Origin of the sequence: Paenirhizobium cremeum (assembly GCF_047553425.1) — a bacterium.
Taxonomy (GTDB): domain Bacteria; phylum Pseudomonadota; class Alphaproteobacteria; order Rhizobiales; family Rhizobiaceae; genus Allorhizobium; species Allorhizobium cremeum.
The window spans coordinates 2483479-2495548 of record NZ_CP180217.1 but is presented as its reverse complement, the minus strand read 5'-3'; the positions used below and the strand labels follow the sequence as shown (position 1 = coordinate 2495548).

The following is a 12070-nucleotide window of genomic DNA, read 5'->3' as shown; positions in this document are numbered from 1 at the left end:
GGGGAGAATAGATATGCAAGGCTTGTTTTTCGAAAGCGATACCGGCGTTCGCTACGTGCTGCGCTTCCTCGTCCTGCTGCTCGGTTTCTGGACCGCGTGGCGCACCGGCAAGGCGGTGGCGGAGGGCTGGCACGGCTATCCGACGGTGGTCATCTATACGTTGCTGCTGGGTTTCGCGCTGCGTTTCCTGCACTACGCCCTGTTCCAGGGGCCGATGGTCAGCCCGGTGCTTTACCTGGTCGACGTCGTTCTGCTTCTGGTATTTTCCATCGCCGGCTTCCAGAGCCGGCGGACCACGCAAATGGTCGATAATTACTACTGGCTCTACGAGCGGACCTCACCGTTCTCGTGGAAGAAGAAAGATTGACAGCCGCGTTTTTCTTGCCTCAGATTGGGCGAATGAATGCGGCTCTCATAAGAGTGGAACAGCTTTTCCGGCGCAGTCATGGTGGGTATTGCGCAGGGTTTTCGAAACCTAACCCACTTAAAAAATTGGGAGTAACAATATGAAGAAGTCTCTCCTTTCAGCCGTTGCGCTGACGGCTCTCGTGGCCTTCGGCGGCAACGCCTGGGCTGACGTGCTGATCGGCGTCGGCGGTCCGCTGACCGGTCCGAACGCTGCCTTCGGCGCACAGCTCCAGAAGGGTGCCGAGCAGGCTGCTGCCGACATCAACGCGGCTGGCGGCATCAATGGCGAGCAGATCAAGATCGTCCTCGGCGACGACGTGTCCGACCCGAAGCAGGGCATCTCGGTCGCCAACAAGTTCGTTGCTGACGGCGTCAAGTTCGTGGTCGGTCACTTCAACTCCGGCGTCTCCATCCCGGCCTCCGAAGTTTATGCCGAAAACGGCATCCTGGAAATCACCCCGGCCGCTACCAACCCGACCTTCACCGAACGCGGCCTGTGGAACACCTTCCGTACCTGCGGCCGTGACGACCAGCAGGGCTCTATCGCCGGCGCTTACCTCGCCGAGCACTTCAAGGACGCCAAGATCGCCGTCGTTCACGACAAGACCCCGTACGGTCAGGGCCTTGCCGACGAAACCAAGAAAGCCATGAACGCAGCCGGCCTGACCGAAGTCATGTACGAAGGCGTCAACACCGGCGACAAGGACTTCTCCGCCCTCATCGCCAAGATGAAGGAAGCCGGCGTTTCCATCATCTACTGGGGTGGTCTGCACACCGAAGCCGGCCTCATCATCCGTCAGGCTGCCGACCAGGGCCTGAAGGCAACGCTCGTCTCGGGTGACGGTATCGTTTCGAACGAACTGGCATCGATTGCCGGCGACGCCGTTGCCGGTACGCTGAACACCTTCGGTCCGGACCCGACGCTGCGTCCGGAAAACAAGGACCTCGTAGAGAAGTTCAAGGCTGCCGGCTTCAACCCGGAAGCTTACACCCTCTACTCCTATGCTGCCGTTCAGGTCATCGCCGAAGCCGCCAAGGCTGCCGGCTCGCTCGAACCGGAAGCTGTTGCCGAAGCCATGAAGAAGGGCAAGTTCCCGACCGCTCTCGGCGAAATCTCCTACGACGAAAAGGGCGACCCGAAGCTTCCGGGCTACGTCATGTACGAATGGAAGAAGGGCGCCGACGGCAAGTACACCTACATCCAGCAGGGTACCTGATACGCTCTTGCGATATGCTTAAGGGAAGCCCGGCCTCGTGCCGGGCTTTTCTGTTTGCGGCTCCGCCGTCATCCGGCGTGTCCGTTTCAACCGGAAATAGCCCTTAGCCCAACGGACTATATTGCGCCGGCGTTCAATTGGGTAATACTCCTCCCGTCTATGAGAGTTGGGAGGCTCACATCATGCATGGAATGACGATTCCGCACGGGGAGGGGATCTACGATCGCGAGCTGGACAAGAACGCTGCGAACTTTTCCCAGATGACGCCGCTGAGTTTCATCGAGCGCTCCGCCCAGGTCTATCCCGGTCGAACCGCCGTGGTTTACGGTGAGGTGCGGCGCAACTGGGCGCAAACCTACGATCGCGTGCGCCGCATCGCCAGCGCCCTTTCGGAGCGCGGAATCGGGCGGGGCGACACGGTGGCCGTGATTGCCGCCAATATTCCCGAGATGTTCGAATGCCATTTCGCCGTGCCGATGATCGGCGCCGTACTCAACGCCATCAACACGCGGCTCGATGCAGAGGCCATCGCATTCATTCTTAACCACGGCGAGGCACGCCTGCTGATCGTCGATCCGGAATTCTCCGACGTGGCGGAGCGCGCCGTCCATATCGCCGGGCGGCCGATCGAAATCGTCGATATCGTCGACCCAGGCTTCTCCGGCGGGCGCCGCCTCGGACGGACGACCTATGACGATCTGATTGCGGACGGCAATCCCGATTTCCGCTGGGAGCGCCCAGCCGACGAGTGGGATGCGATCAGCCTCAACTATACCTCCGGCACCACCGGCGATCCGAAGGGTGTCGTCTATCACCATCGCGGCGCCTATCTGAACGCGGTGGGCAACATTCTCACCTGGGGCATGGCCAATCATCCGATCTATCTTTGGACATTGCCGATGTTTCACTGCAACGGCTGGTGCTTCCCCTGGACGATTGCGGCTGCCGCCGGCACGTCCGTCTGCCTGCGGTCCGTGCGTGTCGAGCCGATCTACGATCTCATCCGCTCGGAAAAGGTCACCCATTTCTGCGGCGCGCCCATCGTGCTCAACCTGCTCGCCCACGCCCCGGACGAGTTGAAAGCGGGGATCGACCACAAGGTTTCGGTGATGACGGCCGGGGCCGCGCCGCCGGCGGCGGTCATCGAGGCGATGGAGGGACTGGGCTTCGACGTTACCCATACCTACGGCCTGACCGAGACTTATGGTCCGGCCGTCGTCTGCGCATGGCATGACGAGTGGAACGATCACGACATTTCCGAGAAGGCGCGGCTGAAAGCGCGCCAGGGCGTGCGCTATTCGGTTCTCGACGGTCTGATGGTCGCCGATCCGGAAACGCTGGAACCCGTCCCGAGCGATGGGGAGACCATGGGCGAGATCTTCTTCCGCGGCAACAATGTCATGCGCGGCTACCTCAAGAACCCGTCCTCGACGGACAAGGCCTTCGCCGGCGGCTGGTTCCACTCGGGCGACCTCGCGGTCTGCCATCCGGACGGCTATATCGAAATCAAGGATCGATCGAAGGACATCATCATTTCCGGCGGCGAGAACATCTCGTCGATCGAGGTCGAGGGTGTTCTCTACCGGCACCCGGCCGTCATGGAGGCAGCGATCGTCGCCCGTCCGGATGAGAAGTGGGGCGAAACCCCGTGCGCCTTCATCGGTCTCAAGCCGGGGGCGGCGGTGACGGAAAAGGAACTCATCGACTTCTGCCGCGCCAACATGGCGCATTACAAGGCGCCGAAGACGGTGGTATTCGGCCCGCTGCCGAAGACCTCGACGGGCAAGATCCAGAAGTTCGTTCTGCGAGAAAAGGCGCGGGCGCTTTGAGCCGTTCGAGCGCTCCCGCCGTGTTTCCCAAAGAGGAGTCGCTTGTCTTTTATTGCGTATTTGCTATATAGCGCTTATGCGATAGACGGTTGAGACCCTTGGTGATGTGGTTGACGCGGAAATCGCAGGATTGCCTCCCGGGCTTCAGGCGCGTTTGATCCGTCTCATGGAAGCCATCGAGAATATTGGTCTCGATCAGTTGCGCGAACCGCATGTCAAGCATCTGGATGGCAAGCTATGGGAGCTTCGCGCCAAGGCATCGGAGGGTATTGCACGCGGTATCTATGTTGCCGTCAGCGGAAGACGTGTCGTTATCCTGCATGTCTTTGTGAAGAAGTCACAGAAGACGCCAATATCATCGCCTGAGATTGCAAGGGCGCGAATGAAGGAAATGAAGCCATGACGAAAATCGCGGATCTCAAGAAGAGGCTGATGGAAAACCCGGAATTCCGGAAGGAATACGAAAAATCGGATGCCGAATTCCAGCTTATCGAGGCACTGGTTCGCGCTCGCGTGAATGCGAACCTGTCGCAGACCGAACTCGCCCGCAGGATCGGCACAACACAGTCGGCAATCGCACGGCTCGAGGGTGGCGGTGTTTCTCCCTCCATATCGACGCTCCGCCGCTATGCAGAGGCGACGGGTACGAAGTTGGAGATCAACCTCGTACCATGAGGTTCCGTTCTCTTGTGGAGTAACCGTTCTCAATCCACATGCAGGACATTCGCCGCCTTGACCGCTGCGGATGCCCGGTTTTCGACGCCAAGTTTTACGTAGATCTGCTCGAGGTGCTTGTTCACCGTGCGGGCCGAAAGGCCAAGGATATCGCCGATGTCGCGGTTGGATTTGCCTTTGGCGATCCAGAGCAGCACCTCGGATTCCCGCTGGGTAAGAGCGAAATGGCGGCGCAGCGCCTCGTCGTCGCTGGTGCGGTTGGAGACGGTCAGGCGAAACAGGTATTCGTCGGAGCCGATGGCGCCGAGATAGCCGAGTTGCAGGGCCGCGCCATCGCCGTGGGTGAAGGCGAAGCCACTTTCAGCCTGCGCTCCGGCGCTTTCGCGTCTCGCCATCCAGTCGGCGATTGCGCGCGCCACGAGATCCAATCCATCGGATCGGTTGGTGGCGGTTTCGGCAAGCCGTGTCGCTTGCGGGGTCGACCAGTGGATGCTGCCGTCGCCTTTCACCGCAAGCAGATGCCGGCCGGCGGCATCAAGGGCCACACGTGCGCTCTGGGCCGAGCGGGCGTTGGTGAGATGGACGCGGATACGGGCGCGCAGTTCATCGATATTGATCGGCTTGGTGAGATAATCGACGCCGCCCGATTCCAGCGCATGCACGATATGCTCGGTCTCCGACAGGCCGGTCATGAAGATCACCGGCACCTGGGCGACGGCTGCGTCTTCCTTCAATCTGCGGCAAGTCTCGAAGCCGTCCATGCCGGGCATGACGGCATCGAGCAGGATGATATCGGGGCTGATGCGAACGACGATGGACAGCGCGACCTGTCCGGAGGTTGCGATCAATACGGAAAAGCCCGCCTGTTCCAGCGCGTCGGTCAGGAACCCCAGCGCTTCTGGGCTGTCATCGACCAACAGCACGATGTCGCGGGGCCGGCCGGCATCAACCACGGGTCTCCTCCTTGCCCGGCTGGAACGTCTTCAGGAAGGCGATGTAGCCTATCATGTCGAAACCCTGCACGAAGCTTCTCGATGTCTCGACGAAGGCCGAATTGCCATCCAGTCTGGCGAGGTCCGCCAGTTTCGCCTCGATGCCGCGCACATAGCCGATTTCGCCGAGTCGCAGCAACTCTTCGAGATGGGCCGGTCCCGGCGAGCGGGGTTTTGTCGGGGCGGGTGTCGCGGGCGGCGGCATCTCGTCGGCATAGACCCAGTCGAGCCCGAGATAGAGCGCGAGCTTGTCGCGCAGGCGCTTGACGTCGACCGGCTTGGCGATGGAATCGTTATGGCCGTCGCCGCCCGGGGCCGGGGCATCGCCGATGTTGGCCGAGAGCATGAGGATCGGGGCCGACTGGCCGGTTTCCCGCAATTTCTCCACAAGCTGCCAGCCGTTCATGCCGGGCATGGAGATATCGACGAGAAAGAGGTCGGGCTTCACGCCCTCGATCAGCGTCAGGCAGTCGGGGCCGCTGGTTGCGGTCAGGACAACGAAGTCGAGGGGGGCTAGGACCTCGCGCATCAGATCGCGATGGTCCTCGTTGTCGTCCACCACGACGATGGTGCGGCGCGGGCCGGTGTAGGAGACGATCGTTCTTTCCGGAGCGGGAGCGGTACTCGGGCGTTCGATCGCAGAAAGCATCAGCCGAACCTTGAAGGTCGACCCCTTGCCGGGCTCGCTCGCCACCGCGATTTCCCCGCCGAGCGTGTTGGTCAGCAGCTTGGTGATGGTCAGCCCCAGTCCGAGACCGGGCTGCGGCTTGACGATCTCCGCCTCGCCGCGCTGGAAGGGTTCGTAGATCCGGTTGAGGTCGCGTTCCGAAATGCCACGGCCGGTATCCGAGATGGTGAAGGTCGCGACCTGACTGCGATAGCCCACTTCGAAGCGGACGGTGCCTTCCTCGGTGAACTTGATCGCATTCGAGAGCAGGTTGACGAGAATCTGGCGAAGCCGCTTTTCGTCGGTACGGACATATTGCGGCAGTGCGCGGGAGCGTTCGTGCTCGAATGCCAGCCCCTTGGCCGCAGCCTGCGGCGCGAACATGTCGACGAGCTGGTCGAGAAAATCCTGGATGTTCAGTTCGTTGGAAAACACCTGCAGGCGGCCGGCCTCGATCTTGGAGATGTCCAGCAGTCCGTCGATCAGGCCGGACAGGTGATCGGCGGAGCGTCTGATGACCTTGATCGCCGATTGCCGCGGGGCCGGGATCGTCTCGTCGTGTTCGAGGATCTGGGCATAGCCCATGACGGCGTTGAGCGGCGTGCGCAATTCGTGGGAAAGGCCGACAACGTAGCGGCTCTTTGCCCGGTTGGCGGCCTCCGCGGTTTCCTTGGCGGCCTGCAGCGCCGCATCGGTCTTGCGGTGGGCAGCGATTTCCTTCAGCAGCAGCGTGTTCTGGCGGGACGATTCCTCCTCGGCGACGACGCGGCTGTCATGGGCGAGCACGTAGAACCAGCTTGCTATGCCGGAAATGACGGAGAAGACGAAGAAGACGATCAAAACCGTGCGGTTGACGACGTCGGCCGTTTCCGGAGAGCGGGAGGCGACCTGATGGGCGATGAGTGCGAGGATCGCGCCGATCACCGAAATGGCGATGACGGAGGTGATCGCATATCTGCCGAGGCGGGTGGAGAGCCAGGCGATCATTTCCGGCGGCAGCAGGCGTGCCGCCACGGCGGCCGTCTGGGCATTGAGCTTCGCCTGCGGCTTGCACATGTCGTGGCAGCGGCTGTCGAGCGAACAGCAGAGCGAGCAGATCGGCGCCGCGTAGGCGGGGCACCAGGCCATGTCCTCGGGTTCGAAGGGGTGTTCGCAGATCGAGCAGGTGATGGAACCAAGGCTTTTCCAGCTCTGGCGGGGCTTGCGGGCGAGATAGAACTTGCCGCGGGTGCCCCAGGCGATCAGCGGCGAGATCAAAAAAGCGAGGAGGGTGATGTAGGTGGCAAGCGATGCCATCAACGGGCCGAACAGGCCGAAATGGGCGGCGAGCGCCACGCCGGCGGACAGAAGCAGCGTGCCGCAGCCGACGGGATTGATGTCGTAGAGATGGGCGCGCTTGAACTCGATGCCAGGGGGCGCAAGCCCGAGCGGCTTGTTGACGAAGAGATCGGCGGAGATCGTGCAGAGCCAGGCCATGGCGATGATGGAGAAGATGCCGAGCGTCTCCTCCAGCAGCCGGTAGATGCCGAGTTCCATCAGAAGCAGCGCGATCGCCACGTTGAAGACGAGCCAGACGACGCGGCCGGGATGGCTGTGGGTCAGCCGCGAGAAGAAGTTCGACCATGCCAGCGAGCCGGCATAGGCGTTCATGACGTTGATCTTGAGCTGCGAGACCACGACGAAACAGGCCATCAGCAGCATGGCCGCCGTCTCGTTCGGGATCATGTAGCCGAAGGCGGCGAGATACATGTGCGCCGGGTCCGCCGCTTCGCGGGCCGGAACGCCGGTCGAAAGCGTCAGCACCGCGAGGAAGGAGCCGGCAAGCAGTTTCGGAACGCCGAGCACCACCCAGCCCGAGCCTGCAAGAAAGACCGCGAAGCGATGGCGCAGCTTCCGCCCGCCTTCGGGCGGAAGGAAGCGCAGGAAGTCCACCTGTTCGCCGATCTGCGGCATCAGCGCGAGAATGACGGCGGAGGCGGCGCCGAATTCCACGAGGTCGAAGGGCGCAATGCCGCCGACCTCGGCATTCGAATGGCCGATGCCGGCAAAGGCGCGCCAGAGATCGAATTTTTCCCAGTCGGCGAAGGCGATGAAGAGAAAGGGCAGGACGTTGAGGACGATCCAGAAGGGCTGGGTCAGAAGCTGGAAGCGCGAGATGAGCTGCACGCCGTAGGTGACGAGCGGGATCACCACCATGGCAGAGACGATATAGCCGATCCACAGCGGGATACCGAAGGCGAGTTCCAGCGCGCCGGTCATGATCGATGCCTCGATCGCGAACAGCATGAAGGTGAAGCTCGCATAGATCAGCGAAGTGATGGTGGAGCCGATATAGCCGAAGCCGGCACCTCGGGTGAGCAGGTCAATGTCGACCCCATGGCGGATCGCATAGCGGCTGATCGGCAATCCGACGAGCAGCATGGCGATGGCCGCCGCGAGAATGGCGAAGACTGCATTGGTGGTGCCGTAGGACAGGGTGATGGTGCCGCCGATCGCTTCGAGAGCGAGAAACGAGATGGCGCCGATGGCCGTCTGGGAAATCCGGCTGGAGGAAAACTTGCGCGCGCTCTTGGCGGTGAAGCGCAGCGCATAGTCTTCCAGAGTCTGGTTGGCCACCCAGCGATTATATTCGCGGCGGACCGGGATGATGCGTTGGCGTGCGGCCATGCCTAAAAACTAGCGCCCGATTGGAAACGATTGCGGATTGGGCAGTCTTTCCGGGAATGGCACGAATTGCAAGGGGAGGGAGGCGAGGCAAAAAAGGCTGCCCGATCTTCCGAAGGTGGGCAAAACCCGAGGCGTTCCAATTTCATGACAGGCTTTGTCACAATTTATCCGTTATTCCGACAAGAATGGTCGACATTTCGGTTCCGGCCGCCGCGAGCGCGGGGGGAAGGGCTTGCTTTGTGCCGGGCACCGTCTGTAAACCCGATGAAAACCTGTTTTCCAGTTTCACCCTTGAGCATCATGGAGCCTGATGTGGCTGCACCCTTTTCAGCCGATTCCAATATCCCCGAGCCGCAGCAGACCTTCGGAACCGAAGGTATCGCACCGATGGATCGGCCGAGCGTCATTACACGTGCCTTCATGGGCATCGTCGCATGGGCCGAGCGCCTGAACCTGAAATATGCCAAGCTCGGCAATCCGCCGGTCTACGACAACGCGACCTTTCCCTGGGCTGCGGAAATCGAGAAGGCGGCGCCGGCGATCCGCGCAGAACTCGACCGCATTCTCCTGCGCAAGAACGAGCTTCCGACATTCCAGGACATTTCCACCGACGTGAAGACGATTTCGACGGACAATGGCTGGAAGACCTTCTTCCTGCTCGGCTTCGGCGTGAAGTCGGAGCAGAATATCCGGGCCTGCCCGGAAACCTGGAAGGCCATGCAGAAGATCCCGGGCCTGACGACGGTGATGTTCTCGATCTTCGAACCGGGCAAGCACCTGCCGCCGCATCGCGGTCCCTATAACGGCGTGCTTCGCCTGCATCTCGGCATGATCGTTCCCGAAAACACCGGCGACAACCTTGCCATCCGGGTCAAGGACCAGGTCTGCCACTGGGAAGAGGGCAAGGTCCTCATTTTCGACGATGCCTATGAACACGAGGCCTGGAACCACACGGACAAGACGCGCGTGGTGCTGTTCGTCGACTTCGTCAAGCCGCTCAGATTTCCTGCGCGTCTCGTCAACTGGCTGCTGATGAACATGGCGATCTTCACGCCGTTCATCCGCGAAGGTCTCGACAACCACAAGGAATGGGAAAAGAAGTTCTACGCCGAGGCCGAGGCGCTGCGGAACCGTCCGAACTGAGAGACGGAAAACATGACAATCATCCGAAGGGGCGTTCGCGCCCCTTTTTGCTGTCCGGTTTGTGTCGGGAAGCCGGCGGCGCGGTCCGGAGGGCAATGGTCTCGCAAAGGCGGTGTTTTTAGAGGAACGCGGAAAATACTGCGACAAATGTCAGATTTTCCAGCTTTTCACCTTGCCACGCCGTCGTCGGGGGCTATAGCGGGACACAACGATCAGTTTCTGAAAACCACGGTTCCAAAATCATGATGGAAATCTTCACTGCCGCAGGTTTTGCGGCACTTCTTCAGGTTATTGCAGTCGATCTCGTTCTCGCCGGCGACAATGCCATCGTCATCGGTCTTGCGGCCGCCGGTCTTCCCGATCATCAGCGGCAGAAGGCCATCCTTGTCGGCATCGGCGCGGCAACCGTGCTACGTGTCGCCTTCGCGACTGCGACGGCCTATCTCCTCGGCATTGTCGGCCTGCAGTTGCTTGGCGGCCTGATGCTGTCCTGGGTCTGCTGGAAGATGTGGAGCGAACTGCGCGAGGCCGCGCATGAGCCGCACAAGCAGGGTGAGACGGACGACACCGAATTCAGCGTCAAGCAGAAGACATTCCTCATGGCCGCCACCGAGATCGTCGTCGCCGACGTGTCCATGTCGCTCGACAATGTCCTTGCCGTTGCCGGCGCCGCCAAGGAACATACGAGCGTCCTCATCATCGGCCTGATCCTGTCGATCGGCCTGATGGGCATTGCAGCAAACCTCGTCGCCCGCCTGCTGCACCGTCACCGGTGGATCGCCTATGTCGGCCTTGGGGTCATCGCCTATGTGACCGTCAACATGATCTATCACGGTCTTGTCGAGGTCTGGCCGTTCCTCATGGAACGGTTCGCCTGATACCTGCAATCTGCGGACACCGAAATCGACCCGCGCCGGGCCTTGCGATAGGCCCGGCGTTCTGTTTTCTGCAGTCTGCGCAACGGCACCCGCTATCTTCCCCCCTTGATACGTCAAACGACGTATACGGTTTTGCGCTGCAGCGTCGGATAGTCCCACTCAGCAACGGTTAAAGCCTTTTAACCTTTCGTTGCGGAACAAGGAGAGGGGTTCAATCCATGAAACTCAAGGCAAAACTCACCGGCGCGCTGCTCGGCGCCATGCTGTCTTCGACGGCTTTCCACGGCGCGCTCGCTGCCGACGACACGATCAAGATCGGCGTTCTGCATTCGCTGTCCGGTACGATGGCGATTTCCGAGACGACGCTGAAGGACGCCATGCTGATGCTCGTCGAAGAGCAGAACAAGAAGGGCGGCGTTCTCGGCAAGAAGCTCGAAGCCGTGGTCGTCGACCCGGCTTCCGACTGGCCGCTTTTCGCTGAAAAGGCCCGCCAGCTGATCTCCCAGGACAAGGTCGCAGCCGTCTTCGGTTGCTGGACGTCTTCTTCCCGCAAGTCCGTTCTTCCGGTCTTCGAAGAGCTGAACTCGATCCTCTTCTACCCCGTCCAGTACGAGGGTGAGGAATCCTCCCGCAACATCTTCTATACGGGTGCCGCTCCGAACCAGCAGGCCATTCCCGCCGTCGATTACCTCGCCAACACCGAAGGCGTCGAGCGCTGGGTTCTGGCCGGGACCGACTACGTCTATCCTCAGACCACCAACAAGATCCTGAAGGCCTACCTGATGTCGAAGGGCGTCAAGGAAGAGGACATCATGATCAACTACACGCCGTTCGGTCATTCCGACTGGCAGACGATCGTGTCCGACATCAAGAAGTTCGGCTCGGCCGGCAAGAAGACCGCCGTCGTTTCCACCATCAACGGCGACGCCAACGTTCCGTTCTACAAGGAACTCGCCAACCAGGGCATCAAGGCGGAAGACATTCCGGTCGTCGCCTTCTCGGTCGGTGAAGAAGAGCTCGCCGGTCTCGACACCGGCCCGCTGGTCGGCCACCTTGCGGCCTGGAACTACTTCCAGTCGGTCGATTCCGAGGTCAACGCCGAATTCATCAAGGAATGGCACGCCTTCACCAAGAACGACAAGCGCGTGACCAACGACCCGATGGAAGCCGCCTATATCGGCTTCAATGCATGGGTCAAGGCCGTCGAGGCCGCCGGCACGACCGATACCGATGCCGTGCTCGACTCGATCATCGGCGTTTCCGTTCCGAACCTCTCGGGCGGCTATTCCACCGTCATGCCGAACCACCACATCACCAAGCCGGTGCTGATCGGCGAAATCCAGGCCGACGGCCAGTTCGACATCGTTCAGCAGACCCCGCAGGTGGTTGGTGACGAGTGGTCCGACTACCTGCCGGACTCGAAGGACCTGATCTCCGACTGGCGCAAGCCGATGTCCTGCGGCAACTTCAACGTCGCCACCGGCAAGTGCGGCGGCAAGGGCAGCTGATCTCGTTTCCCGCCTCCCCCTTGAGGGGAGGCCGTCGCGAAGCGACGGGTGAGGGGATCTTGTGCTCGGTATCGCTCCACCCCGAA

General features: G+C 61.2%; 10 protein-coding genes. 8 read left to right on the top strand and 2 right to left on the bottom strand.

Annotated features, from left to right (window positions below):
• The first annotated feature begins 13 nt into the window (after positions 1-13).
• The 5 genes from ACLBKR_RS12380 (at position 14) to ACLBKR_RS12360 (ending at position 4129) form a co-directional block, all read left to right on the top strand.
• A complete protein-coding gene (locus ACLBKR_RS12380) occupies positions 14-367 on the top strand; it encodes a DUF6867 family protein (protein ID WP_112828542.1) in 354 nt (117 codons plus the stop codon).
• A gap of 139 nt (positions 368-506) precedes the next feature.
• On the top strand, positions 507-1625 hold the full coding sequence (locus ACLBKR_RS12375) for a branched-chain amino acid ABC transporter substrate-binding protein (protein ID WP_112828541.1): 1119 nt from the start codon (positions 507-509) through the stop codon (positions 1623-1625).
• A 182-nt stretch (positions 1626-1807) separates the two neighbouring features.
• Positions 1808-3454 (top strand): acyl-CoA synthetase, encoded by a 1647-nt coding sequence (locus tag ACLBKR_RS12370; RefSeq protein ID WP_414899380.1) that lies wholly within the window; start codon positions 1808-1810, stop codon positions 3452-3454.
• Positions 3455-3620: 166 nt separating this feature from the next.
• Complete coding sequence (locus ACLBKR_RS12365) at positions 3621-3857, top strand: type II toxin-antitoxin system RelE/ParE family toxin (RefSeq protein ID WP_414899379.1); 237 nt, start codon at positions 3621-3623, stop codon at positions 3855-3857.
• Positions 3854-4129: a helix-turn-helix domain-containing protein gene (locus ACLBKR_RS12360; RefSeq protein WP_112828540.1), complete on the top strand. Its 276-nt coding sequence runs from the start codon at positions 3854-3856 to the stop codon at positions 4127-4129. Before ACLBKR_RS12365 ends, ACLBKR_RS12360 begins: the two co-directional genes overlap by 4 nt.
• A gap of 29 nt (positions 4130-4158) precedes the next feature.
• Here the strand turns inward: ACLBKR_RS12360 and ACLBKR_RS12355 are convergent, their stop codons facing one another.
• Positions 4159-5082 carry a response regulator gene (locus ACLBKR_RS12355; protein ID WP_414899378.1) on the bottom strand — a complete coding sequence of 308 codons (924 nt, stop codon included), beginning with the start codon at positions 5080-5082 and terminating at the stop codon, positions 4159-4161.
• On the bottom strand, positions 5075-8455 hold the full coding sequence (locus tag ACLBKR_RS12350; protein ID WP_414899377.1) for an ATP-binding protein: 3381 nt from the start codon (positions 8453-8455) through the stop codon (positions 5075-5077). Before ACLBKR_RS12350 ends, ACLBKR_RS12355 begins: the two co-directional genes overlap by 8 nt.
• Positions 8456-8755: 300 nt before the next feature.
• On the opposite strand from ACLBKR_RS12350, the gene ACLBKR_RS12345 reads away from it, so the two are divergent.
• From ACLBKR_RS12345 to urtA, 3 genes are all read left to right on the top strand, one after another.
• A complete protein-coding gene (locus tag ACLBKR_RS12345) occupies positions 8756-9598 on the top strand; it encodes an aspartyl/asparaginyl beta-hydroxylase domain-containing protein (RefSeq protein WP_113340576.1) in 843 nt (280 codons plus the stop codon).
• Between the two features lie 245 nt (positions 9599-9843).
• Entirely contained in the window at positions 9844-10476 is a 633-nt protein-coding gene (locus ACLBKR_RS12340) for a TerC family protein (protein WP_112828799.1), read from the top strand.
• 218 nt (positions 10477-10694) lie between these two features.
• The gene (gene urtA, locus ACLBKR_RS12335; protein ID WP_112828536.1) at positions 10695-11984 is read left to right on the top strand and encodes an urea ABC transporter substrate-binding protein; all 1290 of its coding nucleotides are present in this window, start codon (positions 10695-10697) and stop codon (positions 11982-11984) included.
• The last annotated feature ends 86 nt before the right edge of the window (positions 11985-12070 follow it).

What these genes read in the sequence shown, in the direction of transcription:
- ACLBKR_RS12380 (WP_112828542.1), top strand. Translation starts at nt 14, where the DNA reads ATGCAAGGCTTGTTTTTCGAAAGCGATACCGGCGTTCGCTACGTGCTG.
- ACLBKR_RS12375 (WP_112828541.1), top strand. Translation starts at nt 507, where the DNA reads ATGAAGAAGTCTCTCCTTTCAGCCGTTGCGCTGACGGCTCTCGTGGCC.
- ACLBKR_RS12370 (WP_414899380.1), top strand. Translation starts at nt 1,808, where the DNA reads ATGCATGGAATGACGATTCCGCACGGGGAGGGGATCTACGATCGCGAG.
- ACLBKR_RS12365 (WP_414899379.1), top strand. Translation starts at nt 3,621, where the DNA reads ATGGAAGCCATCGAGAATATTGGTCTCGATCAGTTGCGCGAACCGCAT.
- ACLBKR_RS12360 (WP_112828540.1), top strand. Translation starts at nt 3,854, where the DNA reads ATGACGAAAATCGCGGATCTCAAGAAGAGGCTGATGGAAAACCCGGAA.
- ACLBKR_RS12350 (WP_414899377.1), bottom strand. Translation starts at nt 8,455, where the DNA reads ATGGCCGCACGCCAACGCATCATCCCGGTCCGCCGCGAATATAATCGC.
- ACLBKR_RS12345 (WP_113340576.1), top strand. Translation starts at nt 8,756, where the DNA reads ATGGAGCCTGATGTGGCTGCACCCTTTTCAGCCGATTCCAATATCCCC.
- ACLBKR_RS12340 (WP_112828799.1), top strand. Translation starts at nt 9,844, where the DNA reads ATGGAAATCTTCACTGCCGCAGGTTTTGCGGCACTTCTTCAGGTTATT.
- urtA (WP_112828536.1), top strand. Translation starts at nt 10,695, where the DNA reads ATGAAACTCAAGGCAAAACTCACCGGCGCGCTGCTCGGCGCCATGCTG.